The sequence below is a fragment of the Arthrobacter globiformis genome (assembly GCF_003261175.1).
Classification (GTDB): Bacteria; Actinomycetota; Actinomycetes; order Actinomycetales; family Micrococcaceae; genus Arthrobacter; species Arthrobacter globiformis_A.
In genome coordinates, this window is record NZ_QLNP01000007.1 from 1 (window position 1) to 22,014 (window position 22,014).

At 66.8% G+C, this 22,014-nt stretch carries 18 protein-coding genes, 1 tRNA gene and 1 pseudogene; 8 read left to right on the forward strand and 12 right to left on the reverse strand.

Annotated elements, in window-relative coordinates; all coding sequences use genetic code 11:
- Positions 1–627, reverse strand: a pseudogene (locus tag DBZ45_RS00785) (molybdopterin-dependent oxidoreductase); the annotation flags it as partial.
- 105 nt (positions 628–732) lie between these two features.
- On the opposite strand from DBZ45_RS00785, the gene purD reads away from it, so the two are divergent.
- Together purD and DBZ45_RS00795 are read left to right on the forward strand one after the other, a co-directional pair.
- Positions 733–2,067 (forward strand): phosphoribosylamine--glycine ligase, encoded by a 1,335-nt coding sequence (gene purD, locus DBZ45_RS00790; protein WP_111902088.1) that lies wholly within the window; start codon positions 733–735, stop codon positions 2,065–2,067.
- A 3-nt stretch (positions 2,068–2,070) separates the two neighbouring features.
- Complete coding sequence (locus tag DBZ45_RS00795; RefSeq protein ID WP_111902089.1) at positions 2,071–3,009, forward strand: phosphoribosylaminoimidazolesuccinocarboxamide synthase; 939 nt, start codon at positions 2,071–2,073, stop codon at positions 3,007–3,009.
- A 70-nt stretch (positions 3,010–3,079) separates the two neighbouring features.
- On the opposite strand, the gene DBZ45_RS00800 is transcribed toward DBZ45_RS00795, so the two are convergent.
- The gene (locus DBZ45_RS00800) at positions 3,080–4,342 is read right to left on the reverse strand and encodes a helix-turn-helix domain-containing protein (protein ID WP_111902090.1); all 1,263 of its coding nucleotides are present in this window, start codon (positions 4,340–4,342) and stop codon (positions 3,080–3,082) included.
- A 133-nt stretch (positions 4,343–4,475) separates the two neighbouring features.
- Between DBZ45_RS00800 and DBZ45_RS00805 the strand changes: the two genes are divergently transcribed.
- Positions 4,476–4,709: a hypothetical protein gene (locus tag DBZ45_RS00805; protein ID WP_111902091.1), complete on the forward strand. Its 234-nt coding sequence runs from the start codon at positions 4,476–4,478 to the stop codon at positions 4,707–4,709.
- Between the two features lie 117 nt (positions 4,710–4,826).
- Positions 4,827–5,180, forward strand: a complete 354-nt coding sequence (locus tag DBZ45_RS00810; RefSeq protein ID WP_111902092.1) for a hypothetical protein — start codon at positions 4,827–4,829, stop codon at positions 5,178–5,180.
- A gap of 77 nt (positions 5,181–5,257) precedes the next feature.
- Here DBZ45_RS00810 and DBZ45_RS00815 read toward each other — a convergent pair.
- From DBZ45_RS00815 to DBZ45_RS00835, 5 genes are all read right to left on the reverse strand, one after another.
- Positions 5,258–5,334 (reverse strand) — tRNA-Pro (locus DBZ45_RS00815).
- 83 nt (positions 5,335–5,417) lie between these two features.
- Positions 5,418–7,295 (reverse strand): ABC transporter ATP-binding protein, encoded by a 1,878-nt coding sequence (locus tag DBZ45_RS00820; protein WP_111902093.1) that lies wholly within the window; start codon positions 7,293–7,295, stop codon positions 5,418–5,420.
- Complete coding sequence (locus DBZ45_RS00825) at positions 7,292–9,109, reverse strand: ABC transporter ATP-binding protein (protein WP_111902094.1); 1,818 nt, start codon at positions 9,107–9,109, stop codon at positions 7,292–7,294. Before DBZ45_RS00825 ends, DBZ45_RS00820 begins: the two co-directional genes overlap by 4 nt.
- A 94-nt stretch (positions 9,110–9,203) precedes the next feature.
- Positions 9,204–10,151: a metallophosphoesterase gene (locus DBZ45_RS00830; RefSeq protein WP_111902095.1), complete on the reverse strand. Its 948-nt coding sequence runs from the start codon at positions 10,149–10,151 to the stop codon at positions 9,204–9,206.
- A 2-nt stretch (positions 10,152–10,153) separates the two neighbouring features.
- On the reverse strand, positions 10,154–12,499 hold the full coding sequence (locus DBZ45_RS00835; RefSeq protein WP_111902096.1) for a transglycosylase domain-containing protein: 2,346 nt from the start codon (positions 12,497–12,499) through the stop codon (positions 10,154–10,156).
- Between the two features lie 37 nt (positions 12,500–12,536).
- Here DBZ45_RS00835 and DBZ45_RS00840 point away from each other — a divergent pair, with 37 nt between their 5' ends.
- From DBZ45_RS00840 to DBZ45_RS00850, 3 genes are read left to right on the forward strand one after another with little or no spacing between them, the layout of a single operon-like run.
- Complete coding sequence (locus DBZ45_RS00840) at positions 12,537–12,692, forward strand: DUF4177 domain-containing protein (protein ID WP_003797879.1); 156 nt, start codon at positions 12,537–12,539, stop codon at positions 12,690–12,692.
- A 1-nt stretch (position 12,693) separates the two neighbouring features.
- Complete coding sequence (locus DBZ45_RS00845) at positions 12,694–13,227, forward strand: RidA family protein (protein WP_111902097.1); 534 nt, start codon at positions 12,694–12,696, stop codon at positions 13,225–13,227.
- A gap of 15 nt (positions 13,228–13,242) precedes the next feature.
- Complete coding sequence (locus tag DBZ45_RS00850; RefSeq protein WP_111902098.1) at positions 13,243–14,154, forward strand: NUDIX hydrolase; 912 nt, start codon at positions 13,243–13,245, stop codon at positions 14,152–14,154.
- A 357-nt stretch (positions 14,155–14,511) separates the two neighbouring features.
- Here DBZ45_RS00850 and DBZ45_RS00855 read toward each other — a convergent pair whose 3' ends face one another.
- A complete protein-coding gene (locus tag DBZ45_RS00855) occupies positions 14,512–15,189 on the reverse strand; it encodes a Crp/Fnr family transcriptional regulator (RefSeq protein WP_003797871.1) in 678 nt (225 codons plus the stop codon).
- Positions 15,190–15,381: 192 nt separating this feature from the next.
- On the opposite strand from DBZ45_RS00855, the gene DBZ45_RS00860 reads away from it, so the two are divergent.
- Positions 15,382–16,569 carry a MarP family serine protease gene (locus DBZ45_RS00860; protein WP_111902099.1) on the forward strand — a complete coding sequence of 396 codons (1,188 nt, stop codon included), beginning with the start codon at positions 15,382–15,384 and terminating at the stop codon, positions 16,567–16,569.
- 56 nt (positions 16,570–16,625) lie between these two features.
- Here DBZ45_RS00860 and DBZ45_RS00865 read toward each other — a convergent pair whose 3' ends face one another.
- From DBZ45_RS00865 to DBZ45_RS00880, 4 genes are all read right to left on the reverse strand, one after another.
- Positions 16,626–17,693: a DUF2332 domain-containing protein gene (locus tag DBZ45_RS00865; protein WP_111902100.1), complete on the reverse strand. Its 1,068-nt coding sequence runs from the start codon at positions 17,691–17,693 to the stop codon at positions 16,626–16,628.
- A gap of 2 nt (positions 17,694–17,695) precedes the next feature.
- Positions 17,696–18,172: a type II 3-dehydroquinate dehydratase gene (gene aroQ / locus DBZ45_RS00870; RefSeq protein WP_111902101.1), complete on the reverse strand. Its 477-nt coding sequence runs from the start codon at positions 18,170–18,172 to the stop codon at positions 17,696–17,698.
- A 155-nt stretch (positions 18,173–18,327) separates the two neighbouring features.
- A complete protein-coding gene (locus DBZ45_RS00875) occupies positions 18,328–20,535 on the reverse strand; it encodes an alpha-galactosidase (protein ID WP_111902102.1) in 2,208 nt (735 codons plus the stop codon).
- A 133-nt stretch (positions 20,536–20,668) separates the two neighbouring features.
- A complete protein-coding gene (locus DBZ45_RS00880) occupies positions 20,669–22,009 on the reverse strand; it encodes an ABC transporter substrate-binding protein (RefSeq protein WP_111902103.1) in 1,341 nt (446 codons plus the stop codon).
- Between the last annotated feature and the right edge of the window lie 5 nt (positions 22,010–22,014).

The following is a 22,014-nucleotide window of genomic DNA, read 5'->3' on the forward strand; positions in this document are numbered from 1 at the left end:
CTCGCGTGCCTGCGCCACGTTGCTGCGCGCGGCGCTGAGCAGCCGGCCCCCGGTGGCGGCGATGCCCGCGGCGGCTGCCGTTAAGCCGGTCGCCGCGAAGAAAGCCCGCCGGGAGGTGGCCGGGCGCTCCGGTGCTTTGGCCGCCACATCCGACGGAGCATCCGGAAATGCCTGCAGCCGCCACAGCCGCGACACCAGCATCCGCAGCACCACCAGCCCGGCCACGGTTCCTAGGAGCGAGGGCACTGCGTCCAGCGGCCTGACGCCCGCGCGGGTCACCACGCTGGCCACGGTCACCGCGCCCATGAACAGCACGCCGGCCGCGCCCAGCGCCCATCTCCGGTACGCCACCACGCCCAGCACGCACGCCAGCACGAAAATTGTCAGGCCCATGCCCACGAAAAGCGCGGCCTTGTCATTAGTGCCGAACGTGGCAATCGCGAAGTCCTTCAGCCATGGCGGCGTGAAGTCGATGAATGTCGAACCGAGGGCAAACAGGGGAGTGGCGCGGGCGGTAAAGAACGCCCCCGCCAGTTCCGCAACGGAAAGTACGACGGCGGCGGCGGCCACCCCGGCGAGGGCCGCCAACGCGGCCGGTCCCCTGAACCACCTCATGAGCTTCTTCATGCCATTGGTTCGTAGCGGCGGGCTGCGCGGATTGTCCGCCGGCCGGACCTGAGGGCCGGTCACAGCTTAGGAGCCAGCAGGGTGCACAAAGTACCCTTGGGGACTGTGAAGGTACTCGTCATTGGCCCCGGCGGCCGCGAACACGCCATTGTCCGCTCCCTCCTTGCCGACCCCAACGTTTCCGAAGTCCACGCGGCTCCGGGCAACGCGGGCATCAGCAAGCTCGTCCCCACGCACGCGATCAACGGGAATGATCCGGAGGCGGTGGCGGCGCTCGCCACCCGGCTGGACGTTGACCTGGTGGTCGTTGGCCCCGAAGCTCCCCTTGCGGCCGGTGTGTCCGACGCCGTGCGCGCCGCCGGCATCCCGGTGTTCGGGCCCAGCAAGGACGCCGCCCAGCTCGAGGCCTCCAAGGCCTATGCGAAGCAGGTCATGGCCGAAGCCGGCGTTCCGACGGCGATGGCTTTGGTGGCTGCCAACGCGGACGAGGCAGCGGCGGCGCTGGACACCTTCGGCGCTCCGTACGTCGTCAAGGATGATGGTCTCGCCGCAGGCAAGGGCGTGGTTGTCACTAACAACCGGGACGACGCCCTGGCCCACGCCCAGAGCTGCTTCGACGCCGGCGGAACGGTGGTCATCGAGGAGTTCCTGGACGGCCCCGAGGTCTCCGTGTTCGTCCTGTGCGACGGCCGCAACACCGTGGCACTGTCCCCGGCGCAGGACTTCAAGCGCATCTACGACAACGACGAAGGCCCCAACACCGGCGGCATGGGCGCGTACACCCCGCTTGACTGGGCTCCTGAGGGCCTTGTCCAGGAGGTCATCGAACGCATCGCCCAGCCCACCGTGGACGAGATGGCCCGCCGCGGCACCCCGTTCGTGGGCGTGCTGTTCGTCGGCCTGGCGCTGACCAAGCGCGGCACGCGCGTCATCGAATTCAACGTCCGCTTCGGCGACCCCGAAACCCAGGCCGTGCTCGCACGGCTCAAGACGCCCCTCGGTTCCCTGCTCCTGTCAGCCGCCAAGGGCGAACTGGACCAGGCAGAAGAGCTGCGCTGGTCCAAGGACACGGCAGTCGCCGTCGTCGTTGCCTCTGAAAACTACCCCGACACTCCGCGCACGGGTGACCGGATCCGCGGCCTTAAGAAGGTTGACGAGCTGGACGGCGTCCACGTGATCCACGCCGGCACCAAGCTCGACGGCGAGGGCAAGGTGGTCTCCGCCGGCGGAAGGGTTCTGGCCGTGGTGGCGCTCGGATCCGACCTCGTGGAGGCACGGGAAAGGGCGTACGACGGCGTGGAGCTGGTTCAGCTGGAAGGCGCCCAGTTCCGCACGGACATCGCAGGCAAGGCCGCACGCGGCGAAATCAAGGTGTCGTCCGCCGTCGCCGCCCCGTCGGCTGCTGCCCAGGCCGGCTCCGCTTCGGAAGAAAAGGCGTAACCGGTGGCTGAACAGGAAAACACCCGCGGCTTGGACACCCCCCACGCGGAGCTGCCAGGCTGGAAGCACGTGTACTCGGGCAAGGTCCGCGACCTGTACGAGCCGGCCAGCGATGCCATCAACGAGCAGTTCGGGCAGGAATGCGTGCTGGTGGTCGCGAGCGACCGCATCAGCGCGTACGACCACGTGCTCAGCAGCGAAATCCCGGACAAGGGACGCATCCTGACCCAGCTGAGCCTCTGGTGGTTCGACCAGCTGGATGTCGAACACCATGTCCTGGCGTCCACGGTGGAGGAGGGCGTGCCCGCAGCTGTCGAGGGCCGCGCCATGATCTGCAAGAAGCTGGAAATGTTCCCGGTGGAATGCATCGCCCGCGGCTACCTCACCGGCTCCGGCCTCGTGGAGTACCGGCAGTCCGGCACCGTCTGCGAGATCCCGCTGCCCGAGGGCCTGGTGGACGGCTCCCGCTTGGAGCACGCCATCTTCACCCCGTCGGCCAAGGCCGAGGTGGGCGAGCACGACGAGAACATCACCTACGACGCCGTCGTGTCCATCGTGGGAGACGATATTGCCGCGCGACTGAGCGAACTGACGCTGGATATCTACACCAAGGCCGAGAGGATCGCCCGTGAACGGGGCATCGTCCTGGCCGACACCAAGGTGGAGTTTGGCTACGACGTCGTGAACGGTGCCATCACCCTGGGCGACGAGGTCCTGACGCCTGACTCGTCCCGGTTCTGGGACGCCGCCACGTACGAGCCCGGCAAGGCGCAGCCCTCCTACGACAAGCAGTTCGTCCGGGACTGGCTGACGTCCGCCGAATCCGGCTGGGACAAGGCCTCCGACACGCCGCCGCCGGCCCTGCCCGCGGACATCGTGGACCGCACCCGGGCCCGCTACGTCGAGGCCTACGAGAAGCTGACCGGCCGCACGTTCGGCTAGCGCTTGCAAGAACGCGTCAGGCGCCCCCGGGACTGTTCCGGGGGCGCCTGACGCTTTTGCGTGGTGCCTGCTAGCTGGCTTCGGCCGCTGCCGCACGGCGCTGGGCGAGCCGGATCTCCAGCACGGCATCGAGGGCCTGCTGGACCCGGTCCTGTGCGCCGGCGGCACTGAATTCCTTCTGCGCCTCCTCCAAATGCACCAGCGCCTCATCCCCTTCGCCCGCAGCCTTCAATGATTTACCGAGAAGCAGCGAAACTTCGCCGGCCGTGTGCTTGGCAAGGTCCTTGCGTTCGGCGTGGATGTCGCGGAGCTTCTGGACGGCGGCCACGATGTCGCCGGTGAGGTACAGCCAGCGGGCACGGATGAAGGCGACTTCCAGCTGGTCCGTCTTGTTCCCGCCGACGATGGACAGCGCGAGTTCGGCGCGTTCAATGGCGGACAGGGTCTCCGGCTCAACAATTCCGGAGGAGAGGCGGACGGCGGCTGACGCCTTGTTGAAGCGGGCCCACAGCTCAATGTCGTTGGCGGGCGAGAGCAGCTTCGCCGCCCGCTCGTGGTGCTTGATGCCCTCCGGGTAGTCGTGCCGCATGAACGCGACATTGCCGATCACCCATGCCACCTCACCTGCGAGCTGGGACATCGAACGCTCGTCCATCTGCTCGTTCATGTCCTGGCAGTACTTCCAGGCCTCGTCCAGCCGCCCGCTCTCGGCCAGGGCGCCAATCAGCGCCCGGAGCGCGCCGATGATCAGCGTTGAGCCCTTGGGCAGCTGCGCGCACAGTTCCACCGCCTTCTCGGCGTGCTCGACGGCGGTGCCCAGCTGTCCCTGTCCGTGGCACAGGGCGGCGAGCATCTGGCGTGCCCGGACACCGAGGCCGGCCGACTCGGTGGCCATGGGGTGCTCGGACAGGTGCTCCATGATCTTCTGGCATTCCTTGAGCTGGCCCTGCTTCATGAGGCATTCGGCCTGCATGTAGGTCATGTTCCACCAGGCGCTGGTGTTCTTGCCGTCGAGTGCGATCCGGGCCGCGTTGGCGGCGTGCTCGGCGGCGAGGGCGTAGTCGCGCAGGTCCCAGGCCTGCCGGGCATAGAGGCCGGCCAGCACGTATTCGGCGTCGCTGACCGAGATGGGCTGGCTCCATGCTTCGAGCGCTTTCGGCGCGAGCTCCAGCCTGCGGGCGAGCTCTTCGATGACGTCGGCTGTGGGTTCCCGCCGGCCGGTTTCCAGCAGGGAAATGTAGCTGGGGGAGTAGAGGTCCCGGCCGAGTTCGGCCTGAGTCAGTCCGCGCTCCAGCCGCTCAGCGCGGAGCTTCTCCCCGAATCCGTTACCCACTGGGGTTCCTCCTATTCCGGACAGCCTTTGTACAGAATGCTTGACACCCTCTGTGGAAAACATTTTACAATATATGTCAACAAGGACTGTGCTGACTTGGTAACGAATCCGACTCGTATTGAGGAACTCTCACATGTTGAAGAAGATAGCAGCCGCTGCCGTTTTGGCGGGGGCCCTCGCATTTTCTGCTGCGGCTCCCGCCGTTCTGTCTGCAGGCTCGATCGCGGACAACGCGGGCACCTCTGTTGCCATTGGCAACTGGCCGGATCCGATGCGCGTCAAGGACGTGAACACGACCACTATCGGCAATTGGCCTGATCCCATGGTGTCAAAGACCACCATTGGCAACTGGCCCGATCCCATGTAAACAGCTTCCATGAGGAAAACGGCCCCGGAGCATGCGCACATCATGTTCCGGGGCCGTTTTTCTTACCAGAAATGCTTTCTTGCCAGGAACAGCAGCCGTAACTAAGGAGTGGGGACCATGACACGGAAAGCAGCCGGGGGCCTGCAGCGGGCCTTTTTCCTCTGGACGATCGCCGGCACGTCACTGATTGTGGCAGCCGCTGCCGGAGCAGCCGTGGTTGAGGTGTTCAGGGGAACGGCCGACGCCGGGACTTTCGTTTGGGGGATGATCGGCATTGCGGCGCTGCTGGAGTCATTGGTGCTTTTCGCCGTCGGCCTGCGTCTGCGCCACCGCTACCTGAACCAGGTCCAAAGCTACGACAGCCGCGGCGACTACCTGGCGGACGACGGGTCCAGCCGGCCGAGGATCCCCCTGCTGGGCGACGGGCAGGCGACCCAGAACATCCGCAACCAGAGCCTGGGCGGAAACTAAGCCCGCACGGGTGGGCGTGAGCCGTACCCCGAAGAAACAGGAAGAGGGCCTCCTCTGGGGGAGACCCTCTTTCCTTTTGGTCGGGATGACAGGATTTGAACCTGCGACCTCTTCGTCCCGAACGAAGCGCGCTACCAAGCTGCGCTACATCCCGATCCGCTGCTGCGAAAGCAACTGAACAAGAATATCCGATACTGACCAACAAGTGAAATCGGGGTCTGGAAGAGCCGGGGTGGCTCAGACCAGCGAGTCCTTCCAGGCGCTGTGCAGCCGAGCAAAGCGGCCGTTGCCGCCGATCAGTTCATCCGGGGTTCCGTCCTCCACCACTTGTCCGTCATGGACCACGAGCACCCTGTCCGCCGTCTCCACGGTCGACAGCCGGTGCGCAATGATCAGCGCCGTGCGGGCCGTTCCGCGGGACGTTCCGTCGGCGGTCGGCGTTCCCCCAGTTGCGTCGCCGGTGCCGTCCGGTCCGCGCAGGAGCCCCGCGAGGCCGCTCTGCACGAGCCGTTCGGAGGGGATGTCCAGCGAGGATGTGGCCTCGTCCAGGATCAGGACCGCCGGCCGGGCAAGGAACGCGCGCGCGAAGCTGATCAATTGGCGCTGGCCCGCGGAGACACGGCCGCCGCGCTTGTTGACGTCAGTGTCGTATCCCTCGGGGAGTTCCATGATGAACTCGTGCGCACCCACGGCCTTAGCGGCCGCCTCGATCTCCTCGCGCGCTGCCCCCGGCCGGCCCAGGGCGATGTTGTCGGCCACCGAGCCGCTAAACAGGAAGGCCTCCTGAGTCACCATCACAATGTTCCGCCGCAGGTCCGCGGTGGCCAGCTGCCGGACGTCCACACCGTCGAGCGTCACGCAACCGGCGGACACGTCATAGAAGCGGGCAATCAGCTTGGCCAGCGTGGACTTGCCGGCCCCGGTCTGGCCCACCAGCGCCACGGTCTGTCCCGACGGAATGCTGAGGTTCAGCGTGGGAATGATGAGAGGCCCGGCGCCGTAGCGGAACTCGACGTTCCGAAATTCAACGGCGCCACGGGCATCGCGGAGTTCCACCGCGTTCCGCGGCGGGCGCACCGTAGGCACCTCCTCGAGCAGGCCCGAGACCTTCTCCAGCGCAGCCTGCGCGCTTTGAAAGGAGTTGTAGAACATGGCCATCTGGTCCACGGGCTGGAAGAAGCGCTTCGTGGAGAGCATCAGGGCCAGCAGCACGCCCACGGCCAGCTCACCGGTCAGCACCCGGAAGCCGCCGAACAGCAGCACGGCGGCCACACAGACGTTACCGATCAGCACCAGGCCCGGCTGGAAGACGCCGTTCAGGTTGATGGACCGGACGGTCGCCCGCCGGTAGTCCTCGGCGAGTTCGCCGTAGCGGCCGGCGTTTTCGCGTTCCTTGCGGAAGGCCTTGACCGCCCGGATGCCGGTCATGGTCTCGATGAAGTGCACGATGAGCCGGGCCGAGACCACCCGGGACTGGCGGAACGCCATCTGTGAGTGCTTCTGGTACCAGCGCGCCAGAAAGAACATGGGGACGGCCGCGGCCAGCACCACCAGTCCGCTGCGCCAGTCCAGGGCGAATACGGTGACGGCCGTGAACAGCATGAACAGCGCACCCGAGGCGAGCGAGCTGACCCCCGAGTCCAGGAGTTCACGCAGAGCCTCCAGGTCCGACGTCTGCCGGGCGATAATCCGCCCCGAGGTGTACTTCTCGTGGAACTCGAGGCTGAGCCGCTGGGTGTGGCGGAACACCCACAGCCGCAGGTCCAGCAGCATCGCCTGGCTGAGTGCCGCCGTCGACGTTACGTACAGGGCGGTGAGCCCGGCGGCTGCCAGCGCCGTGATGAGGTAGGCCACGCCGGCCAGCACCAGCGGAAGGCTGTTGCCCGCACGGAGGGCGGGCAACGCGTGGTCGATGCCGAAGGCGATCAGCGCCGGGCCGGCCACCCTGGCCGCCTGCGACAGGACCACCGTGGCGATCGTGAGCCAGAACCGCAGCCGCACGGGACGGATCAGCGACCCCAGCAAGGCGAGCGACCGGCGTCGTACGGCCTTGCTGTCGCTCTTGCTGAGGTTGGCGTCGTCCTCATTGGCGGTACCGAAGGCTGTGTTGCTCACCGGCTGACCTCCTCGGCGTCGTCGAGGGCCGAAAGCTCGGAGTCCAGGTCGCGGGGCTCCGTTTCCAGGCTCGCGATCACGTGACGGTAATGGCTGTTGCCGGCCAGCAGTTCGGCGTGGGTTCCGACGGCGGCGATGCGGCCGTCCTCCAGCAGCGCCACCCGGTCGGCCAGCGCGACGGTGGACGGGCGGTGGGCGACGATCAGCGTCGTGGTGCCGGCCAGCATCTCCCGCAGCCGGTTTTTCACGAGCTCCTCCGTGTTCACGTCCAGGGCGGAGAGGGGATCGTCCAGAACCAACACAGCGGGCGCGGCTGCGATGGCCCGGGCCAGGGCGAGGCGCTGGCGCTGGCCGCCGGACAGGCTGAGGCCCTCCTCGCCGATGAGGGTGTCCAGCCCCTCGGGCAGCGAGTAAGCGAAGTGTGCCTGCGCCGTGTCCAGGGCCTCGGCAAGGATCTTTTCCCGGGTTTCGGTGTCTTCGGACTGGACGCCGAGCAGCACGTTGTCGCGCACCGAACTGGAGAACAGGGTGGTGTCCTCGAAGGCCACGGCCACCAGGGTGCGGAGTTCCTCGATGCTGAAGTCCCGCAGGTCCACGCCGTCGAGCTCTATGGAACCTGCCGTGACATCGTAGAGCCGCGGCACCAGCTGCAGCAGGGCACTCTTGCCGCTGCCGGTGATGCCCACCAGTGCCATCGTTTCGCCCGGGCAGATGTCCAGCCGGACGTCCTTCAGCACCGGTTTGTCCGGGGCGTCGTCGAAGGCGAACGTTACGTTGTTGAAGCTCAGCGCGCCTTTGACGTCGGCCGGGCGGCGGGGTTCGGCCGCGCCGGTAATGGTGTTTTGGGAATCCATGACCTCGAAGTGCCGGTCCAGCGCGGTTTTCGCCGTCAGCGCCATGGCCAGCAGCATCCCGGAGAACTCGACGGGCGCAGCGACGACGGCGGCGGTGGCGAAGAAGGCCACGAGGGAGCCGATGCTGAGCCGGCCGCTGGCTGCGAGCATGATTCCAGTGACCAGGCCCGCGCCCAGCGCCAGCTCGGGCAGCAGCGTCACCACCATGCTGAAGACGGCCTGGTGCCGGGCCTTGGCAATCTCCGTCTGGCGCAGTTCCTCGGCCTGGCCGTTGAAGGTTTGGAGAGCTTCGCGGCTGCGGCCGAAGGCCTTCAGGACACGGATGCCGTGGACGGACTCTTCAACGGTGGTGGCGAGGTCGCCGGCCTGGTCCTGGCTGCGCCGGGCAACCTTGCTGAAGCGGGTACGGAACCGGAAACCGTAGACCATCACGGGTCCTGCTGCGGCCAGGAAGATCAGGGCAAGCTGCCAGCTCATGGTGAACATGACGACGACGCCGATCACCACCGTCAGGGTGGTTACCACCAGCATGATGGCCCCGAATGCCATCCAGCGCCGGATGAAGTTGAGGTCCGTCATGGCGCGGGAGAGCAGCTGGCCCGAGCCCCAGCGGTCATGGAAGGAGACGGGAAGGTCCTGCAGATGGCCGTAGAGCGAGACCCTCATCCTGGTCTCCACGGTGGTGGCCGGATTGATCACGAAGGTGCGGCGGAGGGCGACCAGCACGGCTTCGGCGACGCCCAGGGCAAGGATGAGGCCGGCCGAGCCCCAGACGGCTTCCGCGGTGGCCCCGGGCCGGAGGGAATCGTTGATGAGTACGCGCAGCACCTGCGGGATGGCAAGGGCAACAACACTGGCCAGGAGCGCCGAGAGCAGGCCCATAAGCAGGCGTGGCAGGACCGGCTTCACGTGCGGATAGAGACGGCTGACGGATCGAAAAAATGAACTCTGCTTGGCCATGCCCGCTTCTTGAACTCAGCTCTGTGAAGGCTCTGGTGTAGTTTCCCGTAGCAACTACCCTATGCCATGGGTGACACCCTTCGCAGGTGGCTCGTCAGGCGCGGGGGGTGAGCGTCAGCAGGACGGCCTCGGGCTTGCAGGCGATGCGGACCGGCGCAAAGCGCGAGGTGCCGATGCCGCCTGAGACGTTGACCGGCGTCGTACGCCCGTTGCTGCTCCAGTCGTTGAGTCCCTTGGCCCGCCAGGTGGGGATGTCGCAGTTCGCGACGAGGGCGCCGTACCCCGGGATGCACAGCTGGCCGCCATGCGTGTGGCCGGCCAGGAGAAGGTCCGCGCCGTCCTCGGTGAAGTGGTCCAGGACCCGCTGGTAGGGGGCATGGATGACGGCGACGCGCAGGTGGTCCTTGGCGTTCTGGCCTCGGGTGCCGCGGGGCCAGCCGGCATACCGTTCACGGTTGAGGTGCGGATCATCCACGCCCGAGAAATCGAACCGCAGGCCGTTGAGGACGATGGACTGTTGCCGGTTGGTCAGGTCGATCCAGCCGCCCATTCCGAAGCCGGACCGCAGGCGGGGCCAGTCCAGTTCCTCCCTGTCGGCTGCCGCCTTGGAGGGGCCCAACAGGTAGCGGGCCGGGTTCTTCAGCTTCGGCGCGTAGTAGTCATTGGATCCCGGAACAAACACTCCCGGAAACTCCATGAGCGGTGCCAAGGCGTTGAGCAGCGGGTCCACGGCCTTGGGGTGGCTGAGGTTGTCACCGGTGTTCACCACAAGATCGGGCCTGAGCGCCGCGAGCGACTGCAGCCACTCGGCCTTGGCCTTCTGGCCCGGCACGAAGTGGATGTCGCTCAGGTGCAGGATCCGGAAAGGGGCCCTGCCCTCGGGAAGGATCGGGACGGTCTCCTCGCGGAGGACGAACTGGTTCTTTTCCCAGAGCCCGTAGGCCGTGGCGGCGAGGGCGGCCGCGGTCCCGGCGCCGGCGGCGACGGCAAAGCCGCGCCCGATGCTACGGACGCGGCTCGCCACCTGTGAAAGGTCAGTCACGGTCAGCCGTTCCCCTTGTTGCTGTTGCCGTTTCCATTGCTCTTGTTGTCGTTGTTGCCCGTGCCGCCGGTGTTTCCACCGCTGTTGCCGGTGTCTGTGTTTCCGCCGGTGTTCCCGCCCTGGGACGGGATGTTCGGAATGTTTGGAACCGTGGGCTGGAACTGCGGCGTGCCGTAGAGCAGGTTCGACGGCGGTTCCGGGAAGGGGTCCGTGCCGTAGCCCGGAGCGATCTGGGACATGAAGTTCGAGAACATCGGCCCGGCGATCATGTAGCCGTCGATGCCGGTGTAGAACTTGCCGTTGATGGTCACGTTCTGGCCGGCGCGCTGCTGGCTACCGAGTGGATCACCGAACCACGCGGCCGTCGCGAGGCCCATGGTGTGGCCGACAACCCAGGTGGAGCCGTTGTTGTTGGACGTACCCGTCTTGGCGGCGATCGGGAAGCTGGTCCGCGTGGAGATCCGGGGTTCAATCAGGGAGCCGGATCCCTCGTTCAGGACCTGCTGCAGGGCGTAGTTCACGCCGCGCGCCACCTCGGGCTTGAGTGCGTCCCGGCAGGCAGGGGCCTGCGCCGGCAGCTGGGCGCCGGTCTGGTCCGTCACCGACGTGATCGCGATAGGCGCGCAGTACTTGCCGTCATTGGCGAACGTGGCAAAGGCCGCGGCCATGGTCAGCGGGGCCGTCTGCCGGGAGCCCAGCAGGTTGCCGATGGTGGTCATGGTGATCTTCGGGTTCGGATCCACCACCGCGTTGGTTTCCTTGTCGCGGGTCGGCAGGCCTTCGTGCAGTCCGACAGCATCCACAACCTTCTGGATGCCGCACAGATCAACCTGCGAGGCCGAGGCGAACGTCGCCGTGTTGATGGAGTTCTTCAGGCCGTCCAGCACAGTCATGGGCCGGTAGTAGCCATCTTCGGCGTTCTGGAGGTCCTCCGTGCCGTTAGTGCTGTCATACCAGCCCACGGTGGGGGTCTCACAGGTGTTCGTCCACGGGAAATCCTGCGGGTAACGGCGCTGGGAGGCGTTGACAATGGTGTTCATCGACTTGCCCTCGTTCAGCCACTCGGCAAACGTGAACGGCTTCATGGTGGAGCCGGGCTGTGCACCGCCCAGGCCGTTCAGGTCGTTGCCCTGCTCGTCGTACTGGTCCACGCTGAAGTTGATCTGCGAGTCGAACTTGCCCTTGCCCGCAAACCACGAGGTGTTCTGGGCCATGTTGACGATCTTGCCCGTGCCCGGCTCAAGGGAAACCAGCGCGGCGCCCCACTTGTCCGGGTTCGAGCCGGCAGCGGAGTTGACCTGGTCCTGCGCGGCCTTCTGCGCCTTCGGGTCCAGGGTGGTCTTGATGGTCAGGCCGCCGCGGAACACCTTCTTCTCGCGTTCGGTGGCGTCCGCTCCGTAGGCCGGGTTGTTCAGCAGGAGGTGCAGGACGTAGTCGCAGAAGTACGGGGCAGTGGGCGAATACGCGCAGCCCTGACGCGCCGGGGTCACCTTGGGTGCGACAGGCGTGGCAACGGCGGCGGTGTACTGGGCCTTGGTGATCTTGTTGTGCGTGAGCATTGCACTCAGCACCAGGTCCCTGCGCTTCTTGGCGTTGTCCGGATTGGTGATCGGGTCAAAGGCCGAAGGGCTGTTCACCAGGCCGGCAAGCAGTGCGGCCTGGGGGAGCGTGAGGTTCTTCGCGGTGGTGCTGAAGAAGAACTTGGAGGCGGCCTCAATACCGTACGCGTCACGGTTGAAGAAGACGATGTTCAGGTAGCCCTCAAGAATCTGCTCCTTGGTGAATTTCTTCTCCAGGGCGATCGCGAGCTTCATTTCGCGGAGCTTGTCGCCGACGCCCTTGTTAACGCCGTTGAGCTTGATCGCGTCGGAGTTGCCTTCGGCTTCGAGGTTGGCGTTGAGGACGTTGTTAACGTACTGCTGCGTGATGGTGGAGGCACCCTGTTTGTTGCCCCGCGCCGTGCTGACCAGGGCGCGGAGGATGCCGGTGGTGTCCACACCGCCGTGCTCGTAGAACCGGCTGTCCTCAATGGCGATCACCGCGTCCTTCATGTACGGGGAGATCTGGTCCAGCGGAACGCGGGTACGGTTTTCCGCGTACAGGTTGGCGATCACGCTCCCGTCGGCGGCCAGGACCTTGGTGGACTGGCTCGGCGGGTCCACTTGAAGCTCAGCGGGCAGGGTGTCAAAGAATTCGATCGAGCCGCTGGCCGTGCTGCCTGAGACGGCGGCTGCGGGAACCAGCAGGCCGGCCACGAGGACGCCACAAATAGCGCTCACGCCAAGGAAGCCAAAAATCTTTCCGAGGGTGGTGGCCGTGTCGAATATGGGGTTCTTACGAGTCGCCATGTTCTCCAGTTTACCGGCAACGATTAGGCTTTATTTCATGACCAAATGGGAGTACGCCACGATTCCGCTCATCATCCACGCCACGAAGCAGATTCTGGACCAGTGGGGAGACGACGGCTGGGAGCTTGTCCAGGTAGTCCCCGGACCCGACGGCAACGGACTTGTCGCCTACCTCAAGAGGGAGAAGCAGTAGCATGACCACCCCCCAGGAAACCGCTTCCAGCGCTGATCTGACGCCGTCGTCCGCCGTCGAACAGCGTCTTTCCGAGCTCGGGCTGACCCTCCCCGAAGTTGCCGCCCCCGTCGCCGCCTACGTGCCGGCGGTCGTCACTGGCAACCACGTTTACACCTCGGGACAGCTGCCGTTTATTAACGGCAAACTCGAAGCTACGGGCAAGGTGTCCGCCGGCACCGAGGGCACCTCGGACGAACCGACTGTGTCCCCGGAAGACGCCAAGGCATACGCCGCCGTCTGCGCCGTGAATGCCCTGGCCGCCGTGAAGAGCGTCATCGGCGACCTCGACCGCATCACGCGCATTGTCAAAGTTGTGGGGTTCGTCTCCTCCGACCCGTCCTTCACCGGCCAGCCCGGTGTCATCAACGGCGCGTCCGAGCTCCTGGGCCGGGTCTTCGGTGACGCGGGCCAGCACGCCCGTTCCGCCGTCGGCGTTTCCGTCCTGCCGCTCGACTCTCCCGTGGAAGTCGAACTGATCGCCGAATTCAGCTAGGAGCAGTAGGTTCCTTTGCCCCAACTAGCACGCCGGCTCTTTGTTCTTCCTCCCGATCTTGAGGGGGCGGCGCAAAGCTGGCTCGAACACGGCGAACGGACTCCGCGCAAGCCCCGTTTCGCGTCCTCCGTGGTACTCCTGCGGGATTCGCCCACCGGACTGGAAACCTGGCTCGGGTACCGTCCGGGCTCGTCCCCGCTGGGCGTCCTCGCCTTCCCGGGCGGCTCCCTGGACCCCTCCGACGACGACGCCGTCGGCTGGCTGGGGCCCTCGCCCCAGCACTGGGCCGAGCAGATGGGGACGGACGACGTCGGCCTGGCCCGCCGCCACGTGGTGGGTGCGGTCCGCGAGCTGTTCGAGGAGACCGGCGTGCTGCTGGCAGGCCCGGACCTGTCCTCCACCGTGGAGGCAACGTCCACGGTGGAGTGGATGAAGGCCCGCGAAGCGGTCGCGTCGCAGGAAAAATCGTTCACCGAGGAGCTGGCCAAGCGGGGCCTGTCCCTGCGCACCGACCTGCTCAAGCCGCTCGTGAACTGGCTGAGCCCGGACTTCGCGCACCGGCGCTTCAACACCCGGTATTTCGCCGCCACCGTCCCCATGAACCAGCAGCCCTCCATCCTGGAGAGCAAAGGCGTCTGGGGGCGGTGGGTGTGCGCCACCAAGGCGATCGCCGAGCGCGACACGACAGTGCTGGGCGACGAGGTGGGCCAGGAAAACACCGTAGGCCTCACCCTCGGTCAGCTCATGGTCCCCGGCTCCGAGATCATGCTGGAGAAAATGGCCAAAGCCAACGGCTGCATCGCCTACCTCAGCTACAAGCGCACCCCGCACGTCTACCAGCCCCGGCTCGTCGACGAAAACGGGACGCTGATGCTCGAAGTAGAGGCAGCCAAAACGGTAGCCGGAGAGCCCCAGCGCGAGCGCTAAGCTCCCGCCCCCTCCGTGGTTCCGTCCGCCGGGCGGCGGCCCTTCGGCGTCGCTTAGCGCGTAGGTCCCTTCCCAACACTCGCAAGCTCGCGTCGGGGCCCTCGGGACGACGCTTACGACGCATAGGGGCCCCTCCGGTCGCTGGGCGACCTCCGGCCCCGATGCGCCGCGATGCGCTCCTATCCGAAGACCCGCAGCCCGGCTCGTGCGTATCTCCCCGGACGCTCGCGCAGTTTCTACCGGTTTTCCTTCAACCCTCTCGCCCCTGGCCACTGCTGAGCCGCCTTCCGCCTGCTGGTGAGTTAAAAAGCGAAGGCCGCCCCAAACGAGCGGGGCGGCCTTTGCTGCTAGCGGGACTTAGCGGGAGCGCTGGCGGAGGCGCTGCATGTCCAAGATCACGACGGCGCGGGCTTCGAGGCGCAGCCAACCGCGCTGGACGAACTCGGCCAGAGCCTTGTTGACAGTTTCGCGGGACGCGCCGACGAGCTGGGCCAGCTCTTCCTGGGTGAGCTCGTGAGCCACGAGAACGCCGTCGGTGGCGGGGCGGCCGAAGCGGTCGGCGAGGTCCAGGAGGGCCTTGGCCACGCGGCCGGGCACGTCGGAGAAGACCAGGTCGGAGAGAGAGTCGTTGGTGCGGCGGAGGCGGCGGGCCAGCGCCTGCAGCAGCTGGGCCGAAACCTCGGGACGGGTCCGCAGCAGGGAGTTCAGGCTCTCGTTCTTGAGGCCGGCCAGGCGGGTCTCCGAGACGGCAGTGGCCGTGGCGGTGCGCGGACTCGGGTCGAACAGGGCCATCTCGCCGAAGAGCTCACCCGGGCCGAGGATGGCCAGCAGGGATTCGCGGCCGTCGGGGGACGTGCGGCCGAGCTTCACCTTGCCGGAGACGATGAAGTAGAGCTGGTCACCCTGGTCGCCCTCGCGGAAGACGGATGCACCGCGGGACAGATCGACCTCGGTCAGTTCGTCCGTCAGCAGGCGGAACGCGTCGTCGTCCAGCGTGGCGAAAAGGGGTGCGCGTCGCAATACCTCGATGTCCATAAATTCTCCTGAGTAAAAGTGTCGTCTGGGGCGCTTGTGCCATTGTTTCAGAATTTTCAACGTTCTGTGACGTACTTGGCAGCTGAAACGCCCTAAAAGACGCCGCGAGACCGGCGCAGGCTCCACGCATCCACGGCAATTTGTCAGACTTCGCCAGTAGAATCGGGGCTTAGCTGCTTGTGAGGAGACCCGGTGTTTGGCCTGACCGTTCTGGACCTTGCGTTGATACTCACGCTTTTGTCCTATCTGATCTACGGCCTGCGCAACGGCTTCCTGGTGACCGTCGGCGGACTGGCCGGCTTCACGGCGGGCGCCGTGGCCGCATTCCTCTCCGTTCCGCTGGTCAGCGACTTCGTTGAGGACAGTGGGTGGCGCCTGACCGCCATCATCGGCACTGCAGTCCTACTGGTGGTCCTCGGCAACGCGCTCGGAACCATGATCGGGCGCAGTATCCGCAGCGCCGTTCGCATGCGGCCGCTCCGGGCTGTGGACAGACTCATTGGCGGGGCGGTCAACCTGGCCGTGTCCGCGCTGGTCATGTCCATGCTGGCGTTCAGTATCAGCGCGCTTGGTGTGCCCTTCGTCTCGCAGCAGCTGGCCGAGTCCAAGGTGATCCGTTTCATAGACGGACTGACGCCCAACCCGGTCAAATCGGCGATGGCGCAGCTGCGCTCCGCCGTTATGGGCGACGGCATCCCCACGCTAATTGAGGGCATCGGCCAGGACCAGCAGCAGCTCCCGGTTCCGGATGCCAGCACGGACACGCCGGCCCTGAACAAGGCAGCCGGTTCGGTCCTGAAGATCGCTGGGACCGCGTTCCAGTGCGGGCAGAACCAGACCGGAACAGGCTTCGTGGTGTCATCAGGACGCGTGGTGACCAACGCGCACGTCGTTGCGGGGGTGTCACAGCCTGTTGTGGAGGTCCCCGGCGGCGGTGCCATGCCGGGCCGGGTGGTCTACTTCGACAGCAAGCGGGACCTGGCAGTCCTGGCCGTAGACGGACTGCCCACCGAGGCGCTGCCCCTGAGCTCCGACCTGCCCGCGGGAACCGCCGCCGCGTTTGCCGGCTACCCGCATGGCGGCCCCTACCAGTCCAAGCCGGCCACTGTGCAGGGCATTTCCACGGTGCTGGTGCCGGACATCTACGGCAACAACCCTGTTCCGGACGAGGTGTACAAGCTTGCCGGCGACGTCCAGCCCGGCAACTCCGGCGGCCCGCTTCTCACCACCAACGGAGAGGTGGCAGGCGTCATCTTTGCAAAGACGACTTCCAACGCAGCTCTGGGGTTCGCGATTCCGATGATCGATCTCCGTCCGGTGGCAGCAGAGGCACCGAGCCTGTCCAGCCCCGTGTCGTCGGGGGAGTGCATCCAGCAGTAGCGGCATCCAGCAGTAGCGGCACCGGCAATCGGGCATCCAGCGAGAGGATCAGCCGGTTACAGCCAGTCCAGGCTCTGGCCGTGCGGGCCGGTGATGGCCACCGGCTGGCCGTTGTGCAGCAGCAGGAAGTTGCCGCGGAGCCGGGCGGGATCCATCTCCGGTACGACCACCGAGCCGTCCTCCTGGATGATCACGGTCTCGCCCTCGTTGGACAGCCAGTGGCAACCCCGGTCCCGCGCCAGGCTCTGCATGATGGCCCGGAACCTGGCGCGCCCGTCAGCGCTGACATAGCCCATGACGGCACTGTGGAACACCACTAGTGCGGCGTCGGGAGGGGCCTGCCCGGCCAGCGACAGCAGCTGTTCGTTGAGATCGCCGGCAACGAGTAAAGGCGGTTCCTGGCGCGCCACGGCAATGGCCCGGCGCAGCCGCTCACGGCGGAACTCCTGCTCCGGCCAGATCAGCGCCTCAAGCCAGGCGACATCGTCGGGATTCAGCACGTCCAGGGGATTGAGGTCGATCCCGGCCCGCCACACCACAGAAGGCAAGCTGTCAGGCAGGGGAACCGGGCCTGCCGTCCTGCAGCGCAGGACGGGAGGCTCCGGCCGATGGACGGGAGGCCCGGGCCGACCGCCGGACCCGGCCTGCAGTTCGCCGGAGGCGCCGGGATCCAGCCGCGTGACTGACGCGCCGTCGTCGAACTCGTAGCTGTAGCGGTCCGGGAACAGGGCGAGGCCGGCGGAGGCGCCCACCTCGATCAGCGCGAGCGGCCGGCCCTCGGCGGCCGCGATGGCCGCGAGCGACGGAAGCAAGGCGGCGCAGCGGCCCACCTCGTTTGTCTGGGTGGCGCGGGACATGACGGTGCGCGAGACCTCGGCCCAGTGGTCGTCCAGGAAGGCCCGGAACTCCGGGTACGGGGAGACCTTGGCGCCGAGGAAACGGGCGGCGGCCAGCATCAGCAGGGGCTGGCGCTTGTTGTACGGCCAGCGGTCGATCCGGGCGATCAGCTCAGGATCGTCGGCGATGTGCAGCGACCAGCCGGCGTAGCAGGGCGAGGAACCGGGGGCATCAACCGTGCCGAAGTGCCGGTACCACTCTGCGGTGCCGAGGGCCGCCGCCGGCATGGTCAGGCCTTGCCGGTATTCAGGTCGGCGAGGTACTCCACGGCGAACCGGTATCCCATGATCCCGGCACCGGCGATCACGGCCTTGCTGATGTCGGAGAGGTAGGAGTGGTGGCGGAATTCCTCGCGGGCGTGCACGTTGGTGATGTGGACTTCCACTGCGGGGAGCTGGACCGCGGAGATCGCGTCCCGGATTGCCACCGAGGTGTGGGTGTAGGCCCCGGCGTTCAGAACGATGCCGATGGCCTTGCCGCGGGCGGCGTGGATGGCGTCCACCAGCGCGCCCTCATGGTTGGACTGGAAGCACTCGACGTCGAGCCCGTGGGCGGCGGCGGTGTCCTTGGCGAGCTGCTCGACGTCGGCCAGCGTGGCTGTGCCGTACTTTTCCGGCTCGCGGGTGCCGAGGAGGTTCAGGTTGGGGCCGTTGAGGACGAGGATGGTGCCGCGGCCGGCTTCGGTGGCGGAGGGGGCTTCAGTCATGCCTGCAAATCTATCGCGTCGGGTTGCCGGGCTCCGAGGGCTGGGCTTTCGTTACGGAAGATGCGGCGTCCCGCACCGCCGGCTGGAGTGCCGGCGGTGCGGGACGGAGGTTGCTGAGCGGGAAGAACGACGGCGGGCGGCAGCGCCCGCGCAGCTCAGAGGGCCGTGACCTTCAGCACCAGCGCGTGCTCCGGGTTGAGGCTGGGCATCGGGAGTCCCACCTCGGCCAGGAAGCGGCCGCTGGCCTCCGCGCCGGAAGCCAGCCATGCCGGCGGCTGGACCTGGGTGAAGGTGTGGGCGTAATCGGCGTCCACCGGAGCCGGGAAGATGGCCTCCACCCGGTAGCGGCAATCCGCCTCGAGCCCGGGCAGGGCGACCCGTCCCAGCTGCTCGGCGAAAGAGGTGCGCGTGCTCACCAGGGCGAACAGGGCCGCCGTCGTGCCCGCAGCAACGGCACCGGAATCGGAAACTGTACCGGCACCGGAACCGGCCACCACACCGTGGAGCATGAGCGACTCGTCGGGCACGTCGGCCCGGACCATCCGGCCGCTGTGGATCAGCCCGCGGTGCTCCTTGTACAGCTCGATGAAGCGCTTGAGCTCCTCACGCTGCTCGCCCTGGACCTCCCGGACATCCCATTCCATGCCGAAGTGGCCGAACAGTGCGGTGATGGCACGGAAGGACAGATCGTGGGTGCGGGCGGTGGTGTGGGACGTGGTGGGGCCGATATGGCCGCCCACCATTTCGGGCGGAACTACGACGCCGGTCCACCGCTGGATGGTCTGCCGCTCCAGGGCGTCGTTGCAGTCCGAACCCCAGATACGGTCGGTGCGTTCGAGGATGCCGAGGTCCACGCGTGCCCCGCCGGAGGAGCAGCTTTCAATTTCGACGCCGGGATGGGCCTTCCGGAGCTCATCGAACAGGCGGTAGGCGGCGAGGGTCTGCTCGTGGACGGAGGAGCGCCCGGTGTGCCCGTGCTCGGTGAGGTCCCGGTTCTGGTCCCACTTCAGGTAGCTGATGTTGTTTTCGCGCAGGAGAGCGTCGATCCGGTCAAAGATGTACTGCCACGCCTCCGCGTTCACCAGGTCGATGATGTGCTGGTTCCGCCACGCCAGCGGCAGGCGTCCGCCGTCCTTGTGCGAGACGGCCGCGGGTCCAACGATCCAGTCCGGGTGTGCCCGTGCCACGTCCGAGTTGAGGTTGATCATCTCGGGTTCCACCCAGAGGCCGAACTCGATGCCCCGGGACGTGACCGCGTCGATGAGCGGCGTCAGCCCGTCCGGCCAGAGCGTCTCGTCCACGAACCAGTCGCCGAGCCCGGCCGTGTCGTCGCGGCGGCCGCGGAACCAGCCGTCGTCGAGGACGAAGCGCTCCACGCCGAGGTCTGCGGCAGAGTCCGCGAGTTCGATCAGGGTGTCCAGGTTGTGGTCGAAATAGACGGCCTCCCACGTGTTGAGCACCACGGGGCGCGGCTTTCCGCCGCCCGCGGCCGGGAGCACGTGGTGCGGGCGCGAGCGGAACCAGCTGTAGAACGCTTCGCTGATGCCGTCCAGGCCGCGGTCGGAGTAGGCGGCGAAGAGCTTGGGGGTGCCGTAGCTTCCGCCGGGCTGGAGGATGACCTCGGCAGGGCCCAGCAGTTCGGAGCCGCCGATCATGGTGCGCCCGTCGGCGAGGGTGTCCGCGAACTGTTCGTGGTTGCCGCTCCAGGCCAGGTGCGTGGCCCAGACCCGGCCGTGGCGGTTGCCGAAGCCGGCGGTGCCGGCCGCGAACAGCAGCGAGGAGTCGTGCCCGGTGCGGCCGTGCCGGCCGGTCCGCACCCACGTGCCCTGCTGGATGGGTCGGCGCTGCGGGTGCCGCTCCCGGCACCAGCGCCCGGTCAGGTCGAGGAGTTCGACGGCGTCCGGAGCCACCGGGAGGACTGTCGCCAGTTCGTCGAGCTGGAACGGCGTGGTTCCGGTGTTCGTGACGGTGTGCTGCAGTTCCAGCAGGCCGCCGTCGTGCAGGGTGAGCGCGGATTCCACGGTGATGCCGGCGTCGGCGTCCTGCTGGACGATGGCGGCGGAGCGGCCGTTAGCTGTGGCCCGCACGGCGCGCAGGCGAACGGAGAAGTCGAGTCCGGAGACGCCGTCGGCAATCCGGTGCCCGCGCAGGCCCGGCCGCCCGCGCCAGCTGGAGGACGCCTGGGGGAGCAGTCCCGCCGGGACGGTGGCGTCGATGGCGGAGTTCGGGATGGCCTCCGTGAGGATGGACAGGTCAGGGAGTTCACTGCCAAGATCGGCACCCCAGTGGATGACCTCGGCCTCCCCGCTGCTGAAGCTGATCGCCAGGCTGGTGCCGGCGGAACGGAGGTGCAGGGGATCCATAGATAAGTCTCTTTCGTGATGAGCAGATATGTGTGTGGGGTGCTGCGGGGCCGGGCGCGGTGTGTGCGATCCCGGCCCCGCAGGTGTGGTGCTGTGCGGATGCCTGGACTTTGATTTTCGCCCAGTTACGGCCCTACTTGAAGAGGGCGTTGACCTGGTTGTTGGCTTCGGTCAGGGAACTGGCGGGCTGCTTGCCGGATACCACGGCGTCCATGGCGGGTTCCATGATGCCCTTGACCTTGGCGGTGTTGTCGGTGATGGGGTACAGGAACGTGGTCTTGTTCTTGACGTGCTCGGTGAAGGCCGTGACGTCAACGCCCTTGGCCTTGAACGCTGCAGCGGCCTTGTCAGAGGAGGCCTTGAGGGCCGGGAAGACCACAGCCTTGGACGCAACGACGTCCTGGCACGATGCCGAGGCGAGGTATTCCACCCACTTGATGGCTGCATCCTTCTTCTTGGTTCCGGCCCAGATCGAGTCGGCCAGGCCGTTGAACATGGACGCGCGCTTGCCCTCCGGGCCCGTCGGAGTCGGGGCGATGCCGACCTCGATGCCCTTGTAGCCCGTGTACTGGCCGACCATCCATGAGCCATGGGCGTTGATGGCTGACTTGCCGGCAGCGAAGGTATCGGCCATGGCTGCGCCGACGGTGGATTCGAGCTTCGGCATGTAGCCCTTCTTGACCAGTCCGGCGAACCAGTCGATGGAGGCCTGGAACTTGGGGTCGTCGTAGTTGTAGTGCGTGCCCCACGGGTTCTTGTCCGTGTGGGACCAGCCGGTGGTGTTGGCGAAGTAGCTCCACTCCGTCTGGCCTGAGGAGTCGCCGCCGCCGTTGAGTCCGAGGCCGTAGACCGCCACGTTGTTCTTGTCGAAGCCGGCTTCGTCCCCGCGCTTGCCGCTCTTGTCAACGGTCAGGTGGGCGATGACTTTCTCGTACGTTCCGCCGTCCTGCGGGTTCCAGGTCAGGTTCTTCATCTGGTCCTCGGAGATGCCGGCCTTGGTGAGCATCGCCTTGTTGTAGAAGAGCCCGATGGTGTCCCAGTCCTTCGGCAGGCCGTAGCGCTTGCCGTCCTGGCCCACCCACAGGTCCGCAAGGCCCTCGTTGTAGGCGGCAAGGTCCACGTTGTCCTTCTTGACGGCGTCGTCAATGGGCAGCAGCTGCTTGTTTTCGGCGAGTTCGCCGTAGCGCCCCAGGTGGTTGGTGAAGACGTCGGGGGCCGTGCCGCCGACGAACCCGTTGGTGAGGGTGCTCCAGTAGTCGTCCCACCCGCGCTGGGTGATCTTGACCTTGATGTCGGGGTTGGCCTTGGTGAAGTCGTCGGCGCACTGCTGGTACGCGGGAAGCTGGTTGGCGTCCCAGAGCCAGTAGCTGACTTCGCCCTTGGCCGATTCTGCAGAGGATCCTGAGCCGCCGCAGGCGGAGAGGGAGAGGGCCATGGCCGCGGCGACGGCGACGGTGCCGAGGGATTTCTTCATTGTTT